Source organism: Methylobacterium sp. E-025 (assembly GCF_022829705.1).
Classification (GTDB): Bacteria; Pseudomonadota; Alphaproteobacteria; order Rhizobiales; family Beijerinckiaceae; genus Methylobacterium.
Map to the genome: position 1 here is coordinate 83,856 of NZ_JAKSYR010000115.1, position 24,772 is coordinate 108,627.

The 24,772-nt window shown below is 72.0% G+C and carries 18 protein-coding genes; 7 read left to right on the plus strand and 11 right to left on the minus strand.

All coding sequences use genetic code 11. The features are described 5' to 3' along the window. Window positions 1-172 precede the first annotated feature (172 nt). The 4 genes from MKK64_RS16465 to MKK64_RS16480 all read left to right on the plus strand — a co-directional run bounded on the left by MKK64_RS16465 (window position 173) and on the right by MKK64_RS16480 (window position 6,046). Complete coding sequence (locus tag MKK64_RS16465; protein ID WP_243935965.1) at window positions 173-970, plus strand: Crp/Fnr family transcriptional regulator; 798 nt, start codon at window positions 173-175, stop codon at window positions 968-970. A 63-nt stretch (window positions 971-1,033) separates the two neighbouring features. Next, on the plus strand, window positions 1,034-3,859 hold the full coding sequence (locus MKK64_RS16470; protein WP_243935966.1) for a PAS domain-containing protein: 2,826 nt from the start codon (window positions 1,034-1,036) through the stop codon (window positions 3,857-3,859). A gap of 84 nt (window positions 3,860-3,943) precedes the next feature. Further along, a complete protein-coding gene (locus MKK64_RS16475; RefSeq protein ID WP_147727647.1) occupies window positions 3,944-4,471 on the plus strand; it encodes a GNAT family N-acetyltransferase in 528 nt (175 codons plus the stop codon). A gap of 156 nt (window positions 4,472-4,627) precedes the next feature. Next, complete coding sequence (locus MKK64_RS16480; protein WP_243935967.1) at window positions 4,628-6,046, plus strand: sulfatase-like hydrolase/transferase; 1,419 nt, start codon at window positions 4,628-4,630, stop codon at window positions 6,044-6,046. Window positions 6,047-6,073: 27 nt separating this feature from the next. Here the strand turns inward: MKK64_RS16480 and MKK64_RS16485 are convergent, their stop codons facing one another. From MKK64_RS16485 to MKK64_RS16505, 5 genes are all read right to left on the minus strand, one after another. Continuing rightward, on the minus strand, window positions 6,074-7,378 hold the full coding sequence (locus tag MKK64_RS16485) for an MFS transporter (RefSeq protein ID WP_243935968.1): 1,305 nt from the start codon (window positions 7,376-7,378) through the stop codon (window positions 6,074-6,076). A gap of 123 nt (window positions 7,379-7,501) precedes the next feature. Continuing rightward, on the minus strand, window positions 7,502-8,950 hold the full coding sequence (trmFO, locus tag MKK64_RS16490; protein ID WP_243935970.1) for a methylenetetrahydrofolate--tRNA-(uracil(54)-C(5))-methyltransferase (FADH(2)-oxidizing) TrmFO: 1,449 nt from the start codon (window positions 8,948-8,950) through the stop codon (window positions 7,502-7,504). 124 nt (window positions 8,951-9,074) lie between these two features. Next, window positions 9,075-9,245: a DUF1127 domain-containing protein gene (locus MKK64_RS16495; RefSeq protein WP_243935971.1), complete on the minus strand. Its 171-nt coding sequence runs from the start codon at window positions 9,243-9,245 to the stop codon at window positions 9,075-9,077. Between the two features lie 422 nt (window positions 9,246-9,667). Next, window positions 9,668-9,970, minus strand: a complete 303-nt coding sequence (locus tag MKK64_RS16500) for a GCG_CRPN prefix-to-repeats domain-containing protein (protein WP_243935972.1) — start codon at window positions 9,968-9,970, stop codon at window positions 9,668-9,670. Window positions 9,971-10,130: 160 nt separating this feature from the next. Then, entirely contained in the window at window positions 10,131-11,105 is a 975-nt protein-coding gene (locus tag MKK64_RS16505; protein WP_147727653.1) for a S1C family serine protease, read from the minus strand. Between the two features lie 394 nt (window positions 11,106-11,499). Between MKK64_RS16505 and MKK64_RS16510 the strand changes: the two genes are divergently transcribed. Both MKK64_RS16510 and MKK64_RS16515 read left to right on the plus strand, forming a co-directional pair. Continuing rightward, on the plus strand, window positions 11,500-12,051 hold the full coding sequence (locus MKK64_RS16510) for a sigma-70 family RNA polymerase sigma factor (RefSeq protein ID WP_147729996.1): 552 nt from the start codon (window positions 11,500-11,502) through the stop codon (window positions 12,049-12,051). Beyond that, window positions 12,048-12,797, plus strand: a complete 750-nt coding sequence (locus MKK64_RS16515) for an anti-sigma factor domain-containing protein (protein ID WP_409567961.1) — start codon at window positions 12,048-12,050, stop codon at window positions 12,795-12,797. The genes MKK64_RS16510 and MKK64_RS16515 overlap by 4 nt, the downstream gene beginning before the upstream one ends. Window positions 12,798-12,924: 127 nt before the next feature. On the opposite strand, the gene MKK64_RS16520 is transcribed toward MKK64_RS16515, so the two are convergent. The 4 genes from MKK64_RS16520 to MKK64_RS16535 all read right to left on the minus strand — a co-directional run bounded on the left by MKK64_RS16520 (window position 12,925) and on the right by MKK64_RS16535 (window position 18,873). After that, a complete protein-coding gene (locus MKK64_RS16520) occupies window positions 12,925-13,485 on the minus strand; it encodes a fasciclin domain-containing protein (RefSeq protein WP_147729405.1) in 561 nt (186 codons plus the stop codon). Between the two features lie 219 nt (window positions 13,486-13,704). Beyond that, window positions 13,705-14,664 (minus strand): transporter, encoded by a 960-nt coding sequence (locus tag MKK64_RS16525; RefSeq protein WP_147729404.1) that lies wholly within the window; start codon window positions 14,662-14,664, stop codon window positions 13,705-13,707. Window positions 14,665-15,216: 552 nt separating this feature from the next. Next, window positions 15,217-18,321, minus strand: coding sequence for an excinuclease ABC subunit UvrA (gene uvrA / locus MKK64_RS16530; RefSeq protein WP_243936051.1), 3,105 nt, complete (start codon window positions 18,319-18,321; stop codon window positions 15,217-15,219). A gap of 300 nt (window positions 18,322-18,621) precedes the next feature. Next, a complete protein-coding gene (locus MKK64_RS16535) occupies window positions 18,622-18,873 on the minus strand; it encodes a hypothetical protein (RefSeq protein WP_147728850.1) in 252 nt (83 codons plus the stop codon). Between the two features lie 405 nt (window positions 18,874-19,278). Here MKK64_RS16535 and MKK64_RS16540 point away from each other — a divergent pair, with 405 nt between their 5' ends. Next, window positions 19,279-21,312: a methyl-accepting chemotaxis protein gene (locus tag MKK64_RS16540; RefSeq protein ID WP_409567962.1), complete on the plus strand. Its 2,034-nt coding sequence runs from the start codon at window positions 19,279-19,281 to the stop codon at window positions 21,310-21,312. Between the two features lie 98 nt (window positions 21,313-21,410). On the opposite strand, the gene MKK64_RS16545 is transcribed toward MKK64_RS16540, so the two are convergent. Both MKK64_RS16545 and MKK64_RS16550 read right to left on the minus strand, forming a co-directional pair. Further along, complete coding sequence (locus MKK64_RS16545; protein ID WP_243935974.1) at window positions 21,411-23,141, minus strand: L-lactate permease; 1,731 nt, start codon at window positions 23,139-23,141, stop codon at window positions 21,411-21,413. 200 nt (window positions 23,142-23,341) lie between these two features. Next, window positions 23,342-24,772, minus strand: a complete 1,431-nt coding sequence (locus MKK64_RS16550) for a pyruvate dehydrogenase complex dihydrolipoamide acetyltransferase (protein ID WP_243935975.1) — start codon at window positions 24,770-24,772, stop codon at window positions 23,342-23,344.

A 24,772-nucleotide genomic window follows, 5' to 3' on the forward strand; every position in this document is an offset into this window, starting at 1 on the left:
CCGGCCGGCACCCCTCTGAAAGCGCTTCCCGCCGACGCGCGATCGCGCCGGCGCAGCCGCGCGCAAATGTCGAAAAATCATCGAATTCGCGCGTCTTCTGTCCACTAATGGACGGACTGCGGCCGGGTCGCTCCTGTAGGTTGTGGCGATCCGCCCTCCACCGTCGAATCGCATGTCGGTCGCGTCTTCCTCCCCGTTCGACGGCAACCGCCTGCTCGAGAGCCTGCGCGGCGCCGACCGCGCCCTGCTGGCGCCGCATCTCGAGCCGGCCGCCTACGAGAAGGGCGACGTGCTCTTCGCCACCGGCGCCGAGGTCGGCGCGATCACGTTTCCCTGCCGGCAGACGGTCGTGACCCTGCTGATCGCGATGCAGGACGGCCGCAGCGCCGAGACCGCCACGATCGGCTGCGAGGGCGCCGTCGGCGGCGCGGTCAGCGACGGCCGGGTTCCCGCCTCCACCAGCGCGGTCGTGCAGGTCGGCGGACCGGCCCTGCGCCTGGATGCGGCGCGCCTGCAGGAGGCCAAGCGCCGCTCGGCGAGCCTGCGCGCCCTGTTCACCCGCTACGCCGACTGCCTGCTGGCGCAGGTGCTGCAATCGGTGGCCTGCAACGCCCTGCACCCGATCGAGGCGCGCTGCCTGCGCTGGCTGCTGACCCTCCAGGACCGGATCGACGGCGACGTGCTGCCCGTGACCCACGAGCAGCTCGCCGCGATGCTCGGGGTCCAGCGCACCTATCTCACCCGCATCCTCAGCACGCTGCAGGCGCAGGGCCTGCTGCGCGTCGGGCGCGGCCGCATCACGATCCTCGACCGCACCGCGATGGTGGACGCCGCCTGCGAGTGCCACGGCGTCGTCCGCCGCCACTACGACACCGTGCTCGGCAGGATCCACGCCGTCGGCGGCGCGTCGGAGCGCGCGGCGGCGACCGACCGCGACGAGGGCGGAAGGAGGCGGGATGCGGCGCGCTGAACCCCGCTTCCCCATCCCACGGCCCGAGGCCGCCGCGGCGTGCGGATCGCCGCGGACGCCGCGGTGAGCGCCCCGTCCGCCCTTCCCGACCGACCGGTGCGGGCCGCGCCCCGCGCGGATTCCGGAGCGCATCCGGCCAAGACCGGCTTCGACGACACCGTGCTGCTCGCGCGTGCGCTCCTCGTTGCGCCGGCCTCCTTCCTCGGCCTCGTCGACGGCGACGGCTTGGCGGTGGCGGCACGCCTCGGGATCGCCGCGCCGGACGGGCGGGCGCTGGCACGGCTGCTCTCGCGAGGGGGGCTCGATCGGGGCGGAGGCGTCCGCCAGGGACAAGTCCTCCCCCACGGCGACGTCTTCCGAGACGACCTCTGCGTCCTGCCCGACCTCCGCGTCCTCGCCGACCGGGGCGCGGGGCCCGGTGGAGGCGCGCTCCCGTTCGGCTTCCTCGCGGCGCTCCGCCTCGTCTCGCGCGACGGCGTCCCGCTCGGGACGCTCTGCGTCCTCGACATCCTGCCGCGCGCCGGCCTCGCGCCCGGCCAGGAGGCGGCCTTCCGGGCGCTCGGGCGCCGCACGGTCGGCCTGCTGGAGAGCCGCGCCGCCCTCGACCGTCGGGAGGCGCGCCTCGCCCGGCAGCGCCAAGCCCTCGCGGCGCGCGCCACCACCACCGTCCGCCTCGGCGAGAGCGCGCTGCTGATGCGGCTGGCGATCGAGGCGACCGAGATCGGGATCTGGGACTACGACCCGCTCGCCGACCGCCTCGATTGCGATGCCCATGCCCGCCGGCTGCTCGGGCTCGACGCAGCGCAGCCGGCGAACCTGGCGCGGACCTTCCTGCGGGCGATCCACCCGGACGACCGGATGCGCGCCGCCGCCGACCTGCGCACCGCCCTCGACCCGGAGGGCGACGGGCGGTTCGGCGGCGACTACCGGCTGGCGCGGCCCGACGATGCGCCCTGCTGGGTCGCGATCTGCGGCCGTCCGGTGCTCGCCGGCGGCCGGGCCAACCGGATCGTCGGGAGCGTCCGGGACGTCACCGCGCGCAAGGTCGCAGACCTCGCCTCGGAGGCCGTCCGCGAGCGCTACCGCCTGATCGCGCGGGCGACCAGCGACGCGATCCGCGACTGGGACCTCGTCGCCGACACGGTCACGTGGAACGAGGCGCTCCAGACCGCCTACGGCTGGGCTCCGGACGGCGAGGCCGCCACCGGGGCATGGTGGCTGGCGCAGGTCCACCCGGCCGACCGCGACCGGGTCGAGGCGGCGCTCGGTACCGCGATCCGGGGCGGGAGCGACGCCTGGAGCCTCGAATACCGCTTCCTGCGCGCCGACGGACGCCACGCCGACGTGCTCGACCGCGGCTACGTGATCCGCGACGCGGACGGCACGCCGGTGCGCATGGTCGGCGCGATGCTCGACCTGAGCGAGCGCAACCGCGCCGAGGCCGATGTCCGCGCGATCTTCGAGGGCGCCAACGTCGGCATCGTCCAGCTCGATCCGCACAGCCTGGAGGTGCTGAGCGTCAACGCCAAGCTCTGCGCCATCTGGGGTGCGCCGGCCGCCGCCATCGTCGGCCGGTCGGTGGCGCTGTGGACCCCGCAGGAGGATGCGGCCGAGCGCGACACCCTGCACCGGCGCCTCGCCGCCGGCGAGGTCCTGCGCGAGACCCTGGAGAAGCGCTACCGCCGTGCCGACGGCCGCATCATCTGGGCCCGGGTCAACCTCGTGTCGCAGGCGCTGGGCGACCGGCTCCAGACCACCGCGATGATCGAGGACATCACGCTGGAGCGCACCACCGAGGCGCGCCACCGTGCGCTCATCGCGCTGGGCGACGCGCTGCGCGACGCCTCGGGCCGGACCGAGGCGATCGGTGCCGCCGCCGCGATCCTCGGCGCGACGCTTCCGGCGACGCGGGCGGGCTACGGCGCCGTCGATGTCGCGGGCGGCGTGTTCCAGGTCGAGGCCGCCTGGACCGCGGCGGACGCCGATCCGGCCGGCCCCCCGCCGCCCTGCCCGCTCGCCGCCTTCCCCGAGACCCTGGCGCGCCTGGCCTCGGGCCTGCCGCAGGCGATCCCCGACATCGCCGACCCGGCGCTGGCCGGCGATGCCGCGGCCTATGCCGGCATGGGCGCGCGGGCCGCGATCAACGTCCCGCTGACGCGGCTCGGCCGGCTCGCCGGGGTGCTGTTCGTCCATGACCGCGCGCCGCGCGCCTGGGCCGCCGGCGAGATCGCCTTCGTGCGCGAGGTCGCCGAGCGGCTCTGGGGCACGCTCGGGCGCATCCAGGCCGAGGACCAGCAGGCGCTCCGCAACCGCGAGCTCAGCCACCGCCTCAAGAACACCCTCGCGATGGTCCAGGCCATCGCGTCGCAGACCCTGCGCAACGCCCCCGATTTCGAGAGCGCCAAGGAGGCGCTCGCCGCCCGGCTGATCGCCCTGGGCAAGGCGCACGACATCCTCCTGACGGGCGCGCGTGAGAGCGCCGGCATCGCCGCGGTGATCGCCGGGGCGCTGGCGATCCACGACGACGGCCAGGCCGGGCGCCTCGCCCTCGACGGGCCGGAGATCGAGGTCGGCCCGAAGGCGGCGCTGTCGCTGGCGCTGATGATGCACGAGCTCGCCACCAACGCGGCCAAGTACGGCGCGCTCTCGGTGCCCGGCGGCCGCGTGGCCGTGACGTGGTCGCTCGATGCCGACGCCATGGTGCGGATGCTGTGGACCGAGCGCGGCGGTCCCAAGGTCGCGCCGCCGACGCGGAAGGGCTTCGGGTCGCGGCTGATCGAGCGCGGGCTCGCGGGCGCGGTCGGGGGCGCGGTCGGCCTCGCCTACGAGCCCGACGGGGTCGTCTGCCGCGTCGAGGCGCCGCTGTCGGGCTTCCAGGCCGTGGAGTAGGCCGCGCCCGGGTCGGCGCGGGATGAGACCGCCCCGCCAAAGCGTCTCTTACGGTATCCGTCGTCCGATCCCACATCCTCCGAGATGTTCTTCCGCCGCGCCCGAAGCGACAGCTTGTGCGACCTGCCCGGTCTGGAGACCGCGCGACTGTCGATCGACGTGCTGATTCCGGGCGATGCGGAGGCGCTGCGGAGCCTCACCGACGACCCGGCGATCACCGGCGCCGTCGATTTCCTGCCCGCGCCCTTCACGCTCGAGGATGCCCGCAGGCTCATCGCCTCGGGACGCCGCCGCGAGGACCGGTTCTTCGGCGCCCGGACGCGCGAGGGCCGAACCCTGGTCGGGGTGGTCGGGACGCACCTGCGCGGAACCGAGGCGGTCGAGATCGGCTACTGGGTCGGCGGCGCCGCCCGGGGGCGCGGCCTCGCCACGGAAGCGGTGTCGGGCATCCTGGGATCGCTGTCGCTGCGCTTTCCGGCCCGCACGATCGTCGCCGAGTGCCGTCCCGGCAACGTCGCCTCCTGGGGGCTCCTGACCAAGCTCGGGTTCCGCGACACCGGCGAGGAGGGGCACCGCCCGGGCCGGCGGCTGATGGCGCGGCGGGCGATCTGAGGAGGGCTCGCGCGTCCCGACGCCCGCCCGCCAGACCTCGGCAAGGCGGGAACGATTTCGATCGTCTGGGCAAATTTACCGGGTTCACGTGCCGATTAGGACCGTGCTAACCGATCAATAGGAACATGCTCCACGGACTTGAGGTGGGGCGCGGGCATGGACAGCGCGGAAAACGGCTTCGTCGACGCGCGCGAAACCGTGCGCGAACGCGTCGGCGGCTGGGCGGTCCGCCGCCGCATCGCGCAGGCCGGGCCGACCCTGCTTCTCGTCGTCGGCGCCCTGCTCCTGCCGAACGCGCTGGCCATCCTGGCAAGCCTCTGGATCGGCATTCCGGCACGATCCGCGCCGATCGCGGCCTACGTCGTCGTGATCCTGGTCGGCATCCGGCTGCCGCCCCTTGCCGTGGTGCCGCTCTACCTCACGGTCGTGGCCTTCGACCTGCTGATGATCGTCACCGAGATCTTTTTCCTCGACCTCGGATCCATCCATCACAACCTCGATGCCCTGACGCATGTCCGGTTGCTGAGCTCGCCGCTCTATGCGGGGCTCACGGCGGCCCTGACGGCATTCGTCGCGGCCGGCCTGTGGTTCCTCGTGCGCTACAGGGCACCCATGGTCCGAGGCAACAGGATCGTCCTCGCCCTGGCGGTGTCGGGATTCCTGTTCGCCGACATCGCGATCAACAGCTCGGCCAGCCTTTCTCTCGGCCCGGCCGCCGCCATCGGTCAGCCCTTCCAATCCGCGGTCCAGGCGTCTGGCTTCGCCGCCCTGACGGAGCCGTCGCCGCGGAAGCCGAACGTCCTTCTCGTGCTCGTCGAGAGCCTGGGCGTCCTGCGCGACCCGCGCCAGAGGGAGGTGCTGTTCTCCGCCTTCGACGACGCGGCCTTGAGGGAGGCCTTCAGCATCACGACCGGCACGACGAGCTTCTTCGGGGCGACCTCGTACGGGGAGATGCGCGAGCTCTGCCATTCGCGCTCGGCCTACACCGTTCTCCTCGACGGGCACGGACCGACCTGCCTTCCGGCCCAGCTCGCCGCGCGAGGCTACCGCACCGTCTCGGTCCACGGGTTCACGAGCGCCTTCTACGATCGGTCGTCCTGGTACCCGAAGGCGGGCTTCGTCCGAAGCGTGTTCCAGGACACCGCGACCTCGGCCTACACGCGGCACTGCGGCGGCGCGTTCGTCGGCCCCTGCGACGTCGACATCGCCGAAACCATCGACGACCGGCTGTCGAAGGCGACGCAGCCGCTGTTCGTGTACTGGGTCACGCTCAATTCCCATGTCCCGGTCAGGCCCGGGGAGGCGACGCCGCGCCACGACTGCAAGACCGGTGGGCCCTTCGGCGATCCGGAGGTCTGCGCGATGGCCGAGATCTGGGAGGACCTGTTCGCGGCGGTCTCGCGTCTCGCGATCCGCAATCCGGGTACGGAGATCCTCCTGGTCGGCGATCATGCCCCGCCGCTCTGGCGCCGGGCGGCCCGCGTCCGCTTCGAGCCGGACCGGGTTCCCTGGATCCGGCTCGCGCCGCGCCATCCGGCGACGCCCGTCCTGTACCGGACGGCATCCCCGCAATAGCTTCCGACCGGCGGATCGCCGCGCGGCTCACCGGGCCGCGGCGGGCATCCCGGCCGGCATCGCCCCGCGCCCGCGATAGATCACCAGCGTCGCGACCAGTCCCAGGGCGCCGCCGAGCGACATCCACAGGCCGGGCGCGGCCTTGTCGCCGGTCGCCGCGATCAGCCACGTGGCGACGAGCGGCGTCATGCCGCCGAACAGGGCGGTCGCCAGCGAGTAGGCGAGCGAGAAGCCGGCGGTGCGGACCTCGACCGGAACGACCTCGGTCAGCGCCACCACCATCGCGCCGTTGTAGCTGCCGTAGAGGAACGAGAACCACAGCAGCACGGCGAGCATCGCCCCGAAGCTGATGTGACCCACGAGCCAGGTCAGCGCCGGGTAGGCGGTGAGCAGGGTCAGCGCCGAGAACGCGATCAGGAGCGGCTTGCGGCCGATCCGGTCGGACAGCGCCCCCATCACCGGGAGCCAGAACAGGTTCGAGATTGCGACGCAGAAGGTCACGAGCAGGCTGTCGGTGTCGGTGAGCTTGAGGACGCTCTTGCCGAAGGTCGGCGTGTAGACGGTGATCGTGTAGAACGCGATCGTGGTCATCGCGACCATCAGCATGCCGAGCAGCACGATCCGCCAGTTCGTCGCGAGCGTCCGGAAGATCTCGGCCGCCTCCGGCCGATGCTTGCGCTCGGCGAAGGCCTTGGTCTCCTCCAGCGAGTTGCGGATGTAGAACAGGAACGGCACCAGCGCGCAGCCGATGAGGAACGGCACCCGCCAGCCCCATTCCGACATCTCCTCCGGCACCAGCGCGTGGCTCAGCCCGTAGCCGATCGCGGCGGCGGCCATGATCGCCACCTGCTGGCTCCCCGATTGCCAGGACACGTAGAAGCCCTTGCGGCTGGGCGTCGCCATCTCCGACAGGTAGACCGAGACGCCGCCGAGCTCGACGCCCGCCGAGAAGCCCTGGAGCAGCCGGCCGATCAGGACGAGGGCCGGGGCGAGCAGGCCGATGGTGGCGTAGGCCGGCACGAAGGCGATCAGCACCGTGCCGGCGGCCATGATCGCCAGGGTGGTGATCAGCCCCTTGCGGCGCCCGACCCGGTCGACGTAGGCGCCGAGCAGCACGGCGCCGAGCGGCCGCATCAGGAAGCCGGCACCGAACGTCATGAAGGTTAGCATCAGGGAGGCGAACTCGTCGCCAGCCGGGAAGAACGCCTTCGCGATGTGGGTCGCGTAGAAGCCGAACAGGAAGAAGTCGAACATCTCCAGGAAGTTGCCGCTGGTGACGCGGAGCACCGCCCCGACCGTCGACCCGGAGGATTTTTCGTAAGGTCCCGCCACGGCTGCGCCTCGTCCCGCGATCCGGCCTGCGCCGTCCGCGCCACTGTTCGCCGGGACGGGCGCGGGCTCAAGTCGCGATGTCGCCGATCGGGGGACTTTTTCGCGCGCTTGAACGTGGGGGCGCTACTCGGCCGCCGCGGCCTGGGGCGTCGTGCCGGCGATCCAGGCCGACAGGTGGGCGCGCGCCCGGTCGGTCAGGGCTTGGCGCTTGAGCATCGCCTTCTCCGGCCCGCGCAGGCGCTTGCCGGTCTCGTTGCGCGGCATCGCGGCGAGCGGCGGGAACAGGCCGAAATTGACGTTCATCGGCTGGAACGAGCGCGGCTTGCCCGGCTCCTTGGCCGTCTCCTCGGGCGCGTCGTCGAGGATGTGGCCGCCGGTGATGTGGGCGATCAGCGCGCCGAGCGCGGTCGTCTGCGGCAGGGGCTCGAGCGCCCCGCCCCGGCTCTCCGCCACCGCGAAGCGCCCGGCCATCAGGCCGATCGCCGCGCTCTCGACATAGCCTTCGCAGCCGGTGATCTGGCCGGCGAAGCGCAGCGACGGGCGCACCTTCAGGCGCAGGGTCGCGTCGAGCAGGCGCGGGCTGTCGAGGTAGGTGTTGCGGTGGAGGCCGCCGAGGCGGGCGAACTCCGCCTTCTCGAGGCCGGGGATGGTGCGGAAGACGCGGACCTGCTCGGAATAGGTCAGCTTCGTCTGGAAGCCGACCATGTTGTAGAGCGTGCCGAGCGCGTTGTCCTGGCGCAGCTGCACGATCGCGCAGGCCTTCACCTGGGGATCGTGCGGGTTGGTGAGGCCGACGGGCTTCATCGGGCCGTGGCGCAGGGTCTCGGGGCCGCGCTCGGCCATCACCTCGATCGGCAGGCAGCCGTCGAAGTACGGCGTCGAGGCCTCCCACTCCTTGAAGCCGATCTTCTCGCCGCCGACGAGCGCCGCGATGAAGGCGTCGTACTGCGTTCGGTCCATCGGGCAGTTGATGTAGTCGGCCCCCGTGCCGCCGGGCCCGACCTTGTCGTAGCGCGACTGGAACCACGCCTTGCTCATGTCGATCGAGTCGCGGTGGACGATCGGGGCGATGGCGTCGAAGAAGGCGAGCGCGTCGGCGCCGGTGATGGTGCGGATCGCCTCGGCGAGGGCGGGGGCGGTGAGCGGGCCGGTGGCGACGATGCACGGCCCCCAGCTCTCCGGCGGCAGCCCGGCGACCTCCTCCCGCACGATGGTGACGTTGGGGTGCGCTTCGAGCGCGGCGGTGACGGCGGCGGAGAACCCCTCGCGGTCGACCGCGAGCGCGCCGCCGGCCGGGACCTGATGCCGGTCGGCCGCCCGCAGGATCAGCGATCCGAGCATCCGCATCTCCTGGTGCAGGAGGCCGACGGCGTTGCCGTTCGGGTCGTCGGAGCGGAAGGAGTTGGAGCAGACGAGCTCGGCGAGGCCCTCGCCGTGATGGGCCTCGGTGCCGCGCACCGGCCGCATCTCGTGCAGCACCGCGTGGTGGCCGGCTTCGGCGATCTGCCAGGCGGCTTCCGAGCCTGCGAGGCCGCCGCCGACGATGTGGATGGGCGCGCTTGCTTGGGACATGCCCCTGCAGATACCGGAACGAGCCGGCCCGAGGCAACGGGCCGGCGCACGTCCGGGAGCTTCAGCCGCGGGCGATGGCGGTTCGGCCGCGGGCGATGGCGGTTCAGCCGCGGGTGATGGCGGTTCAGCCGCGGGCGATGCCCTGGATCTCGAAGCGGTTGATGCCCTGGATCTCGAAGCGGTTGATGCCGAGGTCGGCGAGGTCGCGGTCGGACAGGCGCGACAGCTCGGTGATGGTCTCACGGTAACGGAGATAGGCGCGGAAACGGTTGAGGACGCTACGGGCGGCGGACATGACATTGACCTTTGTTCAGGCAGGCGGTGACGACCGCTTGGGCACCGCCTGCCTCTTGTTGGTGCAATGCACATATAAGCTTGCTGCGCCGCAGCGGCAGGCCGACATTCGTTAGCCAGCCATGCGAGCCCGGCATGCGGCGCACAACGATTTGGCAAGGTTTTGGAAAGCCTGTTTTCGAGGCCTTCGCGCGCCCCGGATCGCGTTCGCAGTTCAGGAGGCCAACGGCGTCCGATCGGCTTGGGCAACGTGCAAGCGATGACCTTGCGTCGTCTGCGCGCCGGCACGGTCGCGCATCGATCCGATCGCCGAACACTGTCGATCCGCGTGCGGCATCGTGAATACGACAACGCCGCATCGGCCGAAAGGCGCGATGCGGCGCTGTCCATGCGCGGGGCCCGGCCCGACGGCCGGGCCCGGTCTCAGTAGAACGGGCGCGGCCCGTAATAGGCCGGGCGGCCGTAGAACGGGCGCGGCGGGCCGTAGGCGTAGGGGCCGTAGACCGGCCGCCGCCAGTACGGGCGCGGGCCCCAGTTCGGCCGGCACACGCCCCACGGATTGGGATGGAAGCCGGGGCCGCAGCCGCCGGCGACGGTCTCGATCAGGGCGCCGCCGGGCAGCGGCGCCAGCGGCATGGCCTGGGCGGAGGGTGCGAGGAGCAGGGCTCCCGCCAAGCCGGCTGCCGTCGCGAGGCCGGCCCCACCAAAAGTCTTCACGTGCGTCATGACGCGATCTCCTTCGATGTCCGGCCAGGGAGGGAATGGCCGGGCAGCGAGAAATCTACGGCGTGCCGGATGAATTTCCACTGACGGCCGTGTTGTGCTGCGTACAGCCAGGCTTCGGCCCGGGCGGGGCGGTCAGTGCAGAGGGGCGGTACAGGGACGGTCAGTGCAGGGGCGGGCTCATGAGGAAGCGCTCGCGGTCGCCCGAGACCAGGGTCGGCTTCAGGGCGCGGCCGTCGCGGCGGATCGTCAGCGGCACCCGCACGCCCGCTTCGCCCAGCGCCCAGACGCTGCGGAAGAAGTCGGCGAGATCCGCCACCGGCTCGCCCGCTACCGCCTCGATCACGTCGCCCGCGCGCAGGTCCGCCGCCTCGGCCGGGCCGTTGTCGGCGAGCCCCATCACCACGACGCCGTCCTCGCTCTCGGTGGCGTAGAGGCCGAGCCAGGGGCGGGCCGGACGGTTGGCGCGCCCGCGCGAGGTCAGGTCGTCGAGGATCGGCGGCAGCAGGTCGATCGGCACCACCATGTTGATCGCCCGCGGGCCCGACGTGCCGCCCTGCTGGAGCTGGAGCGAGCCGATCCCGAGGAGGTCGCCCTCCGGGCCGATCAGCGCGGTCCCGCCCCAGTTCGGATGCGAGGGCGCGGTGAACAGCGCCTCGTCGAGGACGTATTCCCAGTAGCCGGCGAATTCCTGCCGGGCGACGATCTGCGCGGCGACGCAGCGCTGGCGCCCGCCGGCGCCGGCCACCACCGCCCGGTCGCCGATCTTCAGGCTGCCGGAGGTGCCGAGCTTGAGCGCCGGCACGCCCAGCGGCCCGAGCGCCTGGACGAGGCCGAAGCCGGTGGCGGCATCGAACCCCATGACGTGGCCGGGCACGGAGCGGCCGTCGTTGGTGGTGAGCCACACGCTCTCCGCCTCGGTGACGAGGTATCCGATGGTGAGCACGAGGCCGTCCTCGCCGATGACCACGCCGTTGCCCGCCCGCTCGGTGCCGAGCGTCTCGGCGGTGAAGGCCTCGGCCGGCACGCGGGCGGAGAGCTGGACCATCGCCGTGAGGGCGCGGTCGAGGTCGTAGCCGTAATCGCCGGGCTTCGGCTGCGTCGAAGCCGGGATCTTCCAATCACCCTGCGAGGCCATGCCGCGTCGGTCCTTCGAAATGTCTGCGCTCCGGTAAGGTGCCGGAGGGTCGGTGGTCCGAGGGGCGCGAGCCGCGTGCCCCCATCCGGGAGATAGGACGCGCCGACCGGTCGCGACACCCCGGCAGGGCGACGCGGCGGCGCGGCCCGAGAGGGCGGCGCGGCGCGAGGCCGTGCCGGCGAGCCGCAACGTCCGCGGGAAAGGTCGGCCCGAGCCATCGTCGCCCCGCATCGCCCCCGCGATGCATCCCTAGGGAGAACCGCGGCAATCGGGGCGCCGCGTCTTCTCATCACCGCAGAATGCGCTAACCCTTGCCGCAACGGTCCCGATCGTTCGCCTGTCCGGCGCGAGGACCTGCCGATGGGACGGGGGACGATCCTTGGGCGACCGATCCTTGGGCGACGACGCGACCCTGCAGCGGATCCTGCGCGCGATCGCCGGTGGCGACAAGGGCGCCCTGCGCTCGCTCTACGACCTGACATCACCGAAACTTTACGGGGTGATCCTGCGTATCCAGCGGGATCGGAGCGTGGCCGAGGATGTGCTTCAGGACGTCTATCTCCGCGTCTGGCAGGCGGCAGGCTCCTACGCTCCGGAATCCGGGCGGCCGATGACCTGGCTCTGCGCCATCGCGCGCAACCGGGCCATCGACGGGATCCGCCGCAAGGGCGAGGTCCAGGGACCGGTGCGCGAGGACGGCGAGGACTGGGTGGAACGTCTCATCGACCCGCACGACACCGAGGCGGCGATCGTCGGACGCGGCGCGCTCGCGGCCTGCCTCGCGCGCCTCGACGAGGCGCAGCGCGCCTGCGTCGTGCTCGCCTATTGCGAGGGCTGGTCGCGCGAGGAGCTGGCCCAGCACTACGACCGGCCCGTCAACACCATCAAGACCTGGCTGCACCGCTCGCTCGGCGCCCTCAAGGGCTGCCTGGAGGAGCAGGCGTGAGCGCCGGGCCCGAGACCGAGGGCGACCTGCGCGCCGCCGAGTACGTGCTCGGCTCGCTCTCGCCCGACGAGCGCGCGGCGTTCGAGCTGGAGCGCGTCGTCGATCCTGCCACCGCGCGCGCGGTGGCGGCGTGGGAGCGGCGGCTCGGGCCGCTGGCCCTCGCCGTTCCGGCCGAGATGCCGCCCGACCATGTCTGGCCCAGGATCGCCGGCGCGCTGACGGGGGCGGACGCGATCCCGGCCCCCGCGCCCCTGGCTTCCGCGCCCCCTGCCCCCGCGCCGACGGCCGCCAACGACGACCGCGCGATCCGCCTCGTCAGGCAGGTGCGGCGCTGGCGCCTCGTGGCGGCGGGGACGGGGCTGCTCGCGGCGGGGCTCGCGCTGTTCGTCGCGGTCGGCGGCCGGCGGGACGAGCCGGCGCCGGGCACGCGCTACCTCGCCGTGGTGCAGAGCGGCGGCGCGCTGCCCGCCCTCGTGCTGCGGATCGACACGGCCACGGGCACCGCCGAGGTGCGCCCGGTGGGCGCCGAGACCCCGTCCGGCAAGAGCCTCGAGCTCTGGTACATCGGCTCCGGGGCGTCCCCCAAGGCGATCGGCCTCGTCGGCGCCTCGGCGACCCGGATCGCCCTGCCGGCGGAGACCGCGGCGAGCGGGCTCATCGCCGTGACGGTGGAGCCGCCGGGCGGATCGCCGAACGGCGCCCCGACCGGGCCGGTGGTCTATTCCGGCACGCTGATCCGCGAGTGAGGCGGGCATCCGCGTGACCCGACCTCGATGACCGATGCCGGAACGAGGAACACCCCGGACCTCGCGGCCCGGGGTGTTCCTCGTCGTGCCGCGCGCCGGCGCCTCGGCCGGAGCGCGGCGGCCGCGATCAGGGCTGCAGCACGCCGTTGATGACGTGGATGACGCCGTTCGACTGCATCACGTTGGCGATGGTGACGGTGGCGGTGTTGCCCTTGGCATCGGTCACGTAGACCTTCTTGCCCTTGGACGTGACCACCAGGGGATCGCCCTCGACGGTCTTGAGCTGGGCCTCGCCGCCGCCCTTCTTGACCTCGGCCATCAGCTCCTTGGCGGTGTAGACGCCCGGGACGACGTGGTAGGTCAGGATCTTGGTGAGCGTGGCCTTGTTCTCGGGCTTCACCAGCGTCTCGACCGTGCCGGCCGGGAGGCGGGCGAAGGCGGCGTTGGTCGGGGCGAACACGGTGAACGGGCCCGGGCCCGACAGGGTGTCGACGAGGCCGGCGGCCTTCACCGCGGCCACGAGCGTGGTGTGATCCTTGGAGTTGACCGCGTTCTCGACGATCGTCTTGTTGGCATACATCGGCGCGCCGCCGACCATCGGGTTCTTGGCGAAGGCCGCGACCGGCGCGGCGCCGAGGGCGAGCGCGAGGGCGAAGGTGGCGAAGCGGGAGGCGTGATGCTGCGTCATGGGGTATCCTGACCGTTCGTAGGGCCCCGGTGCGCGGGGCTACGGGCGGCCTTACGGAGCCTCGCACGGAAAGGTTTCGGGCGGGATCGATTCCGGTCGCGCACCGGGCGCGGCGTCGTCCGAAACGTAGAAAAACCGCCCGGTCCTCGCGGACCGGGCGGTTTCTGCTTCGACCTCGGTCGGCGGCGGATCCTGCCGGACCCGCCGCGTCTCCCGGCCTCAGTACTTGCGCATCAGGGGCACCGGCGCGGCGGCGGCGGCCTGCGCCGTGTAGAGCGGCGCAATGATGCGGAACCAGCCGCGGGTCTCGTCGGCGAAGGCGCCGACGCCGCGATCGGCGACCGTACGCGTCACGAACACCTGAGCCTTGAACGCGCCGAAGTCGTAACCGACGAGGCCACCGGCCGCGAACGTGCCCTGACGCTGATAGGCCGCAAAGGCTGCGCCGCGGTTCCGGTTGATCGGAAGGTCGGTGAAGCCGTAGGCCACGGCGCCGATCTCGAACTTGCCGAAGGTCTTGGTCGCCGTCAGGTCGAGGTAGAGGCCGTCGGCGTTCACGATCGGGCCCAGCGCCGCAAACTGACCGCCGAAGCGGGCCGCGTCGTCGACGTAGAAGATGTGCGTCAGGGCCGCGGTCAGGTTGTAGCCGTCGCCGGTGTACGAGATCGCGCCGGTGTTGCGGATCGAGGTGGAGGCGTTCTGCGGCAGCACCGGGGTGCAGCCGGCGGTCAGCGTGCCGTTGCAGAGCGAGCCGCGGTCGCCGACGCCGATGTAGGCGCCGACGAGGTAGGCGGTGCTGATCTTGTTGCCGAGATCCCAGGCGAAGATGTTGCCGATGAAGGGGTTGTAGAAGTAGCTCTGGTCCTGGTTCGGGACGCCGGCCGCGTTGTTCGTGCCCACGAACACCGACGGGACCGCGATCACCGGCATGATGCTCGCGCCGAGGACCTTGAAGCCGGTCGACCAGACCAGGATCGGCACGTTGACGCCGACGTCCGGGCTGTTGCGCGCGTCGCCGCGGCCGGTGCTGAACGTGTTGATCGCGTAGACGCCTTCCGGCAGCGGGCCGTAGGCGAGGCCGACCTGCTCGCCGGGCTGCGTGGACGGCGTCGCCTGAACGCTGGTGTTCATGCCGACGGTGAGGGCGACCGCACCTGCGGCAAGCCAGGTCTTCATCATTTTCTCGTTCCTTCCCAAGGATTTCCGAGCTTCGTCCCGCCGCCTCTGCACTACCTTGCCGGTCTGCCGTCTGCGCGGCTCCCGTGCGAGATGTGCCAAGCGCCCCCTACGAAGCCGGCCCGTGTCTCAACGCTGATAACTATTCTACAGAGCGCTTGGGAAAGACAGTGGAATGCCTCGTATCTGGACAGCGAGAGCCGAACCGTTGCCCAAATGCCTCAACCTTGCTGCGGTGCGGCGGCCGAGCGACGGTCGCAGAAATTGCATTCGGAGGGGCCGGATTCGGCAGAATAGCGCATCCGTTTCAGGCTCTTGTCGGGGGAAGCGTAGCGGGAGGATTCGGCAAGCCCGGCGGGACCGATCGCCATCCCGGGGGGACGTCCCGGCCCGCGCCGGCGGACTCCGAAAGTCCCGATCGGACGGTCGGGCCGTGCCCGGACGGGCGGATCGGCCGCGAGACAGGCCGAATCGGACGCCGACGCGGCGCGACCGCTCGGCAGATCTTGCCGAACGGATGTCCCCATCGCCGGGAGGCGGAAGGGCGCGGCGCGCCTACTCCGCGGCCGGCCGCGCCACCGCCGCCCGCGAAGCGGCCGGCTTCGCCGCGGGGCGGCGGGCGAGCACGTCGCGCAGGAAGCGCCCGGTATGGCTCGCCGTCGACGCGGCGATCTGCTCGGGCGTCCCCTGGGCGACGACCACGCCGCCGCCGTCGCCGCCCTCCGGGCCCATGTCGATCACCCAGTCGGCGGTCTTGATGACCTCGAGGTTGTGCTCGATCACCACCACCGTGTTGCCCTGGTCGACGAGCTCGTGGAGCACCTCCATCAGCTTGGCGACGTCGTGGAAGTGCAGGCCGGTGGTCGGCTCGTCGAGGATGTAGAGGGTGCGGCCGGTCGAGCGCTTCGACAGCTCCTTCGAGAGCTTGACCCGCTGCGCCTCGCCGCCCGACAGCGTCGTCGCCTGCTGCCCGACGCTGACGTAGTCGAGCCCGACGCGCTTGAGCGTCTCCATCTTCTCGCGGATCGTCGGCACCGCCTTGAACAGGTCGGCGGCCTCCTCGACGGTCATGTCGAGCACGTCGGCGATGGACTTGGCGCGGTACTTCACCTCCAGCGTCTCGCGGTCGTAGCGCTTGCCCTTGCACACGTCGCAGGTGACGTAGACGTCGGGCAGGAAGTGCATCTCGATCTTGATGACGCCGTCGCCCGAGCACGCCTCGCAGCGGCCGCCCCGGACGTTGAACGAGAACCGTCCCGGCTGGTAGCCGCGGGCCTTGGCCTCGGGCAGGCCGGCGAACCAGTCGCGGATCGGGGTGAAGGCGCCGGTATAGGTCGCCGGGTTCGAGCGCGGGGTCCGCCCGATCGGCGACTGGTCGATGTCGATGACCTTGTCGAGGTGCTCCAGCCCTTCGAGCCGGTCGAAGGGCGCCGGATGCTCCAGCGCGCCGTTCAGGCGCTTGGCCACCGCCTTGTAGAGCGTGTCGATGATCAGCGTGGACTTGCCGCCGCCCGAGACGCCGGTGACGCAGGTGAAGGTGCCGAGCGGGATCTCGATGTCGACGTTCTTGAGGTTGTTGCCGCGGGCGCCGAACACCCCGAGCTTGCCCTTGCGCCCCTTCCGCCGCGCGGTCGGGGTCCGCACCGACTTCTCGCCGGTCAGGTACTTGGCGGTCAGCGAGTCGGGATGGGCCAGCACCTCCGCGGGCGTGCCCTGCGCGATGATCCGGCCGCCGTGGATGCCGGCGCCCGGCCCGACGTCGACCACGTAGTCGGCCTGGAGGATCGCGTCCTCGTCGTGCTCGACCACGATCACCGAGTTTCCGAGGTCGCGCAGGCGCTTCAGCGTGCCGAGCAGGCGCTCGTTGTCGCGCTGGTGCAGGCCGATCGACGGCTCGTCCAGCACGTAGAGCACGCCGGTGAGCCCCGAGCCGATCTGCGAGGCGAGGCGGATGCGCTGGCTCTCGCCGCCGGACAAGGTCCCCGAGCCGCGGGCCAGCGTCAGGTATTCGAGGCCGACGTCGACCAGGAACGACAGCCGGTCGCGGATCTCCTTCAGGATCCGCACCGCGATCTCGTTCTGCTTCTGCGTCAGCTTCTTCGGCAGCGCCGAGAACCAGCGGTGCGCCTCGCTGACCGAGAGCGCGGTGACCGCGCCGATATCCTCCATCGCGACCTTGACGGCGAGCGCCTCGATCTTCAGCCGCTTGCCGCCGCAGGCGGCGCACGGGGTCTCGCTCATGAAGCGCGAGATCTCGTCGCGCGCGGCGTCGCTCTCGGTCTCCTTGTAGCGGCGCTCGAGGTTGGGGATCACGCCCTCGAACGGCTTGTTGACGGCGTACTTGCGCATGCCGTCGTCGTAGTCGAAGCGGATCGACTGCTTGCCGGAGCCGTAGAGGATGATCGCGCGCGCCGCCTCGGGAAGCCGCGACCAGGCCAGGTCGGTCTTGAAGCCGTAATGCCGGGCGAGCGCGTCGAGCGTCTGCCCGTAATAGGGCGAGGTCGACTTCGCCCACGGGCCGATGGCGCCGCGCTTGAGGCTCAGGGCCTCGTCGGAGATCACCAGCTCGGCGTCGATCCGCATCTCGTGGCCGATGCCGCCGCAGGTCGGGCAGGCGCCGAACGGGTTGTTGAACGAGAACAGCCTGGGCTCGATCTCCGCGATGGTGAACCCCGAGACCGGGCAGGCGAAGCGCGACGAGAGGGTGATCTTCTCCCGGGTCTCGCCCTCCGGCACGTCGGCGAACTCGATGTCGGCGATGCCGTCGGCGAGCTCGAGCGCCGTCTCGAAGGAATCGGCGAGCCGGCTCGCGATGTCGGCCCGCACCACGATCCGGTCCACCACCACGTCGATGTCGTGCTTGAGCTTCTTGTCGAGCTTCGGCACGTCGTCGATCGGGTAGTACTCGCCGTCGATCCGCAGGCGCTGGAAGCCTTTCTTCTGGAACTCGGCGATCTCCTTGCGGTACTCGCCCTTGCGGCCGCGGACCACGGGCGCGAGCAGGTAGAGCCGGCTCTTCTCGGGCAGCGCCAGGACGCGGTCGACCATCTGCTGCACGGTCTGGCTCTCGATCGGCAGGCCGGTGGCCGGCGAGTACGGGATGCCGACGCGGGCCCAGAGCAGGCGCATGTAGTCGTAGATCTCGGTGACGGTCCCCACCGTGGAGCGCGGGTTCTTCGAGGTGGTCTTCTGCTCGATCGAGATCGCCGGCGAGAGCCCGTCGATCTGGTCGACGTCGGGCTTGGACATCATCTCCAGGAACTGGCGCGCATAGGCCGAGAGCGACTCGACGTAGCGGCGCTGGCCCTCGGCGTAGATCGTGTCGAAGGCGAGCGACGACTTGCCGGAGCCCGAGAGCCCGGTGAACACCACGAGCTTGTCGCGCGGGATCGTCAGGTCGACGTTCTTCAGGTTGTGCTCGCGGGCGCCGCGCACCGAGATCACCCGCCGGTCGCGCTCCGCCGGCGTCTCGCGGTCGAACAGGCGCTCGAGCTTCGCGTCGACACCGGCCTCGGCCTCGACCGCCCGCGCGGCCGGGCTCGCCTTCGCGGGCTTCCTGGCGGGCGGCGCTTTCGCGGCGGGCGTCTTGGCAGCAGGCGTCTTATCGGCAGCAGGCGTCTTGTTGCCAGCAGGCGTCTTGGCGGCGACGGCTTTGGCCATGGCGGGGGCGGTCTTTCGAGGCGTCGACACGGGCGGGATCCGGCGATCGCGAAAGCGACCGCCGCGCCGGGTCATGTCGTCCGTCCGAAGCCTTCGGCAAGGTGCGGCGGGCGGGACGCAGGCCCGGCATGCTCGCGTGTCTGCTAGAACGAAACGCGTACGTGGGCAACTCGGCCCTCGTTCCGCGACGCGTCCGGCCCTGCGGCCGCCCGCATCTTTTGGCTGCGCCGGCCCCGTTCGGGGGGCGGCCGACGACCAGGATCACCGCGCGCCCGTGCCGGGCGCGCGGCTCCGGCGGGATTACTGCATCGCCTTCATCGCCGCCTCGGACGAGGAGGCCTTCGGGTTGGCCTTGCAGTAGGCGCGCATCTTCGCGTCCATCGCGGCCGCCTGCGGGTCGGCGGCGATCATCGCCTTGTCGGCGGCGCTCATCGAGGCCTGCGCCTGCGCGTCGGCCTTCAGATAGTCGGCGCAGGACATGTCGCCGGTCTGGGCCCGGGCGGCGGCGAGGCCGGCGATCAGCAGGCTCGCGGCGAGGATGGTACGGATCATGATGGCCTCCCAAGGGTACGCCCGGCGTCGTCGCGGCCGACCCGCCGCGCGCGCTCTCGGCGCCTCGTGATAGGGCGGCGCCGGGCGCGGCGTCTTGATCGGGCGTCCGGAATGCATGCCGCCGCGTCCCGATCCGTCGGCGGGATCGCGGATCTTCGCGCAGGTCCGGAAGTCGTGCCCGGGGGTCGCCCCGACGACGCGTCCGCATCGCCCGCCGATGTCCTGGTGTCCGGGTCCGCGAATACGCTGCCGACGGGCTCCCGCCGTTGAAGATCGCGCCCGCGACGATCGAACAGCGCATCGACCTGTGATGGCAACGGCGTCTTTACCGGTTGTAGCGCAGTCGTCCGTATCGACGCGGTGCGAAGACTTGGGATGCGTGGGCGAATGAAGACCGGTGTTCCGATGTCCTTGCGGGGACGCATCGTGGCGGTGGCGCTGGCGCCCTGCCTCGCCTTCGCTGCGGTGGCCGGTGTCGCGATCTCCGACCGGATGGCGCAGCGCGCCGAGATGGTCCAGGTCGAGGACCTTGTCGGCCTCGCCTCGCGGATCAGCGCCTTCGCGCACGAGGGCCAGCGCGAGCGCGGCGCCTCCAGCCTGTTCCTCGCCTCGAAGGGGTCGCAGTTCAAGGCGGAGCTGGTCGCGCAGCGCGCCCGCACCGACGCCGCGCGCCAGGGCCTCGCCGCCGCCGTCACGGCCGGCGCGGCGGCCTACGGCCCCGCCTTCACCCGCAAGGCCACCGCCTTCGCGCAGGCGCTCGACGGCCTGGACGCGCAGCGCAACGCCGTCGACGCGCTGAAGCCGACGGCGCCCCAGGCGGCCGCCGCCTATACCGGTCTGATCGGCGAAGGCCTCGGGCTGGTCCGCGCCCTGTCGGGCGTGATCGGCCCCGTCGGGATCGCCAACCACGCCGCCTCCTACGCCGCCTTCCTGACGATGAAGGAATATGCCGGCCAGGAGCGTGCCGCCGCCTCCGCCGCCTTCGCCGCCGGCAGCCTCGACCTCGCCGGGATCCGCCGCCTCGCCACCCTCCAGGCCGACCAGGCCACCTACGAGGGCCTGTTCCGGTCCCGGGCGGAGCCGGCGCAAGGAGCCCTGCTCGATGCCGCGGAGGCCACCGCCCCGGCGCGGGAGGTGGCGCGCCTGCGCAAGGTCGCCCTCGAGACCATGCCCGGCGAAGCCCTGGCCTTCCGCGACGCCCCGCTCTGGTTCCGACTCGCGACCCAGCGCATCGACGGCCTCAAGGCGGTCGAGGACCACCTCACCGCCGACCTCGCCGCGGAGGCCGGCGGCGTTCGCGCGACGGCCGAACGGGCGCTCGCGATCTGGTCGGGGGCGGCGCTCGCGATCTTCCTGCTGTCGGGCGCCCTCGCCTTCGGCCTCGGCACCGCGGTGGCCCGGCCGCTGATCCGGATGTCGCGGGCGCTCACCGCCATCGGCCGCGGCGACGACGACGTGGCGATTCCCCAGGGTGGCCCGATCGAGGTCCGCGCCATCGCCGCCGCGGCGATCGAGTTCCGCGACAACGTCGCCGAGCGCCGCCGCAGCCGCGCGGCGCAGGAGCGGATGTCGGCCGACGCCGAGCTGGCCCGGCGCGCGGCGGCGCTCGAGCTCGCCGACGGGTTCGAGGATCGGGTCGGCGGCATCGTCGAGGCGGTCTCGGCGGCGGCGATCCAGCTCGAGGCGGCGGCCCACGGCATGACGCGGGCGGCCGGGGACGCCTCGTCGCTGAGCCTTCAGGTCGCCCGCGCGTCGCACGAGGCGGCGCTCTCGGCCGACACGGTGGCGGCGGCGACCGAGGAGCTTTCGGCCTCGGTCGCCGAGATCGGCACCCAGGTCACGGCCTCGGCCGACCTCGCGGCGGCGGCCGAGCGCGACGCCGAGGGCATGGCCGGCGAGGTCCGGCGGCTCGCCACGGCGGCCGGCAGCATCGCCCAGATCGTCGGGCTGATCTCGCAGATCGCCGACCAGACCAACCTGCTCGCCCTCAACGCCACCATCGAGGCGGCCCGTGCGGGCGAGGCGGGACGCGGCTTCGCGGTGGTGGCGCGGGAGGTGAAGTCGCTGGCCGGCCAGACCGCCCGGGCGACCGAGGAGATCACGGCCAAGGTCGTCGAGATCAGCGCCTCCACCGACGCCTCGGTCCAGGCGATCAGCGGGATCACCGACGTGATCCGGCGCTTGGCCCAGATCGGCGGCGACATCGCCGCCGCGGTCGAGGAGCAGGGGGCCGCGACCGGCGAGATCGCCCGCACCACGGCCCAGACCTCGCAGGGCACCCGCGCGGTGTCGGAGCATATCGGGGGCGTCAGCGAGGCGGCCGGGACGGCGAGCTCCGGCTCGGCCCAGGTGCTCGCCGCGGCGAGCGCGCTGTCAAGCCAGGCCGGCGACCTGCGCGGCGCGGTCGACCACTTCCTGGCCGGCGTGCGGGCGGCCTGAGGCCGCCCCCCCGTCGCCAGACTGCACCAAAGGAAAAGCCCGCCCCCTCCGCAGGGGGGCGGGCTTTTTTGGTGTCGCCGGCGATCTCGGGCGCGAGGCTACGGAACGTGGATCACCATCGCGGTGAAGGGATGCACGTAGGCCTGGAGCATCACCAGCCCGCCCACCAGGCAGGCGAGCGCGATCGAGTGCCAGAACACGAAGCGCAGGATCTTGCCCTCCTGGCCGAAATAGCCGGTGGCGGTGGAGGCGACGACGATCGACTGGGCGTCGATCATCTTGCCCATCACGCCGCCCGACGAGTTGGCCGAGGCCATCAGCACGCCCGACAGGCCGAGCTGCTCCGAGGTGATCTTCTGCAGGCCGCCGAAGAGCACGTTGGAGGCCGTGTCGGAGCCGGTCAGCGCGACGCCGAGCCAGCCGAGCAGCGTGCCGAAGAACGGGTAGAGGATGCCGGTTCCGGCGAACGCCAGGCCCAGCGTCGCGTCGACGCCGGCGTAGCGGGTGAGTACGCCGAGCGCGAGCATCGCCGCGATGGTGACCAGCGAGTAGCGCAGCACCCAGATCGTCTCGACGTAGGCGGTGACGAGGCGGACGGGCGAGAACCGCATCAGCGCGCCCGAGATCAGCGCCGCGATCAGCACGCCGGTGCCGGTGTAGGACATGTAGGTGAACAGGAAGACGGCGCCCTCGGGATGGGCCTTGGCCACCACCGGCGGCACCTTCATGATCACGTTGTGCAGGCCCGGCACCTCGTATTTCCAGGTGAAGATCGGGTTGACGATGGCCTTGAACCAGCCGGTGCCCCAGATCGCCACGATCACCGACAGGATGATCCACGGCAGCCAGGCCAGCGCGATCTCGGAGGAGGTGGCGGTGCGGCCGGTGGCGACCGGGGCGCGGGGCAGATCGGAGGGAACCCCCGCGCCGAGCGCCACCGGCCGCGGCGCGCCGTAGCCGATCGACGGGTCGTTGCCGCGCAGCGCCGGCGAGGTCCAGATCGTGGCCGGCTTCCAGACCTTCAGGAACAGCACCAGGGCGCCCATCGCCGCGATCGAGGCGCCGATGTCGACGATCCACGGGTTGACGTAGTTCGAGATGCCGAACTGGGCCGCGGCGAAGGCGCCGCCGCAGATCAGGATCGCCGGCCAGACCTGGACCATGCCGCGGAAGCCCGCGAACACCCAGATCAGCCAGAACGGCACGATCAGCGAGAACACCGGCAGCTGCCGGCCGATCATCGCGCCGAGCACGTAGGGGTCGTAGCCCGTCACCGAGGCGAGGCCCTGGATCGGCGCGCCGAGCGCGCCGAAGGCCACCGGCGCGGTGTTGGCGATGAGCGACAGGCCGGAGGCCGCCAGCGGCGAGAAGCCGAGCCCGATCAGGATCGCGCCGGTGACCGCCACCGGCGTGCCGAACCCGCCCGCGCCCTCGAAGAACGCGCCGAAGGCGAAGGCGACGAGCAGCAGCTGCAGCCGCCGGTCGGTGGTGATGCCGGCCACCGATTGCTGGAGGATGGCGAACCACCCCTTCTCCACCGTCAGCCGGTAGAGGAAGATGACGTTGAGGATGATCCAGCCGATCGGGAAGAACCCGGTCACCATCCCGAGCAGCGAGGCGCGGGTCGCGAGGCCGAGCGGCATGCCGAAGGCGCCGACGGCGAGGGCGAAGGCCAGCACCAGGGCGAGCACGGCCGCGATGTGGGCCTTGACCCGGCCGCTGGCGATCATGGCGAGCAGCGCGATCACCGGCACGGAGGCGGCCAGCGTCGACAGCCACGGGTTGCCGAACGGATCGTAGACTTGGTTCCAGGTTTGGACGGGTTCCACGGGCGCATTCCTCCGATGGCCCGGGTTGATCCGCGGGCCGTTGGAGGCGGTGCTAGCAGAGCGGCGAATCCGGCTCAACGCCGAGAGATAATGTATTCAGAAGGTGCTGCGCGCCGACCGCTCCGGCACTTATCGCGAAAGCGGCCGGCGGCTCGGCTCGGCACGACGCGGTCTCGCCGCGCCGCGCGACCGGCCCGTCGTCAGACCAGCATCCCCATCGGGCTCTCGATCAGGCCCTTGAAGGCCGCGATCAGCTCGGCGCCGAGCGCGCCGTCGAGCACGCGGTGGTCGCAGGAGAGGGTCGCGGTCATCACCTGGGCGACGGCGGGCGCGCCGTCCTTGACCACGACCCGCTTCTCGCCGGCGCCGACCGCCAGGATCGAGGATTGCGGCGGGTTGATCACCGCGGTGAAGTGCTTGATCCCGAACATGCCGAGGTTCGACACCGAGGTGACGCCGCCCTGGTACTCCTCCGGCTTCAGCTTCTTGGCGCGCGCACGGGCCGCGAAGTCCTTCATCTCGTTGGAGATGGTGGACAGCGTCTTCTCGTCGGCCCGGCGGATGACCGGGGTGAACAGGCCGCCGTCGATCGCCACGGCGACGCCGACCTCGGCGTTCCTGAAGCGCAGCACCCGGTCCTCGGCCCAGACGGCGTTGGCCATCGGTACCCGGGTCAGGGCGAGGCCCATCGCCTTGATGACGAAGTCGTTGACCGAGAGCTTGAACAGCGGCTTGCCGTCCTTGTCCTTGCCGGCGCTCCGGTTGAGCTGCTCGCGAAGCGCCATCAGCGCGTCGATCTCGCAATCCACGGTCAGGTAGAAGTGCGGCGCAACCTGCATCGCCTCGGTGAGGCGCTTGGCGATGGTCTTGCGCATGCCGTCGAGCGGCACCTCCTCGTAGCTGTCCTTGGCGTAGAAGCCGCGGACCTGATCGGTGGTGAGGCCGGCGGCCCTGGCCGCGGGGGCGGGCGCGGCGGCTTGCGCCGGCGGTGCCGCCTCGGGCGCCTTCGGGGCCGCCTTGGGGGCGGGCGCGGCCTTGCCGGTGCCGGCCTCCTTGGCGGCGCGGACGTCGCGCTCGATCACCCGGCCGCGCGGGCCCGACCCCTGCACGGCCGAGAGGTCGATGCCCTCCTGCTTCGCGATGCGGCGGGCCAGCGGCGAGGCGAAGACGCGCTCGCCCGCCCCGCTCGGCGGATGGGCGGCGCCCTCGGACTTGGCGCTAACGGGCTCGGAAGCGGGCCGCGCCCCGTCGGGGGCCTCGTTGACCCGCTCGTAGGACATGTGGCCGCCGCCGGGCGTGGTGTTCTCGTTCGCCGACGACGCGTCGGCCTTCGGCGCCTGGGCCGGCGCCGGCGCCGCGCCGCCCGCCTGGACCCCGGCCGGATCCTCGCCGTCCACGGCGATCACCGCGATCAGGTCGTTGACCGGCACGTCGGCGGTGCCCTCGGGCACGACGATCCGGGCGAGCACGCCCTCGTCGATCGCCTCGACCTCCATGGTCGCCTTGTCGGTCTCGATCTCGGCGAGCACGTCGCCGGACTTGATCGCGTCGCCCTCCTTCTTGAGCCACTTGGCGAGGTTGCCCTTCTCCATGGTCGGCGAGAGGGCGGGCATCAGGACGTTGACGGGCAT

What these genes read in the sequence shown, in the direction of transcription:
- MKK64_RS16465 (WP_243935965.1), top strand. Translation starts at nt 173, where the DNA reads ATGTCGGTCGCGTCTTCCTCCCCGTTCGACGGCAACCGCCTGCTCGAG.
- MKK64_RS16475 (WP_147727647.1), top strand. Translation starts at nt 3,944, where the DNA reads ATGTTCTTCCGCCGCGCCCGAAGCGACAGCTTGTGCGACCTGCCCGGT.
- MKK64_RS16480 (WP_243935967.1), top strand. Translation starts at nt 4,628, where the DNA reads ATGGACAGCGCGGAAAACGGCTTCGTCGACGCGCGCGAAACCGTGCGC.
- trmFO (WP_243935970.1), bottom strand. Translation starts at nt 8,950, where the DNA reads ATGTCCCAAGCAAGCGCGCCCATCCACATCGTCGGCGGCGGCCTCGCA.
- MKK64_RS16495 (WP_243935971.1), bottom strand. Translation starts at nt 9,245, where the DNA reads ATGTCCGCCGCCCGTAGCGTCCTCAACCGTTTCCGCGCCTATCTCCGT.
- MKK64_RS16500 (WP_243935972.1), bottom strand. Translation starts at nt 9,970, where the DNA reads ATGACGCACGTGAAGACTTTTGGTGGGGCCGGCCTCGCGACGGCAGCC.
- MKK64_RS16505 (WP_147727653.1), bottom strand. Translation starts at nt 11,105, where the DNA reads ATGGCCTCGCAGGGTGATTGGAAGATCCCGGCTTCGACGCAGCCGAAG.
- MKK64_RS16520 (WP_147729405.1), bottom strand. Translation starts at nt 13,485, where the DNA reads ATGACGCAGCATCACGCCTCCCGCTTCGCCACCTTCGCCCTCGCGCTC.
- MKK64_RS16525 (WP_147729404.1), bottom strand. Translation starts at nt 14,664, where the DNA reads ATGATGAAGACCTGGCTTGCCGCAGGTGCGGTCGCCCTCACCGTCGGC.
- uvrA (WP_243936051.1), bottom strand. Translation starts at nt 18,321, where the DNA reads ATGGCCAAAGCCGTCGCCGCCAAGACGCCTGCTGGCAACAAGACGCCT.
- MKK64_RS16535 (WP_147728850.1), bottom strand. Translation starts at nt 18,873, where the DNA reads ATGATCCGTACCATCCTCGCCGCGAGCCTGCTGATCGCCGGCCTCGCC.
- MKK64_RS16540 (WP_409567962.1), top strand. Translation starts at nt 19,279, where the DNA reads ATGTCCTTGCGGGGACGCATCGTGGCGGTGGCGCTGGCGCCCTGCCTC.
- MKK64_RS16550 (WP_243935975.1), bottom strand. Translation starts at nt 24,772, where the DNA reads ATGCCCGTCAACGTCCTGATGCCCGCCCTCTCGCCGACCATGGAGAAG.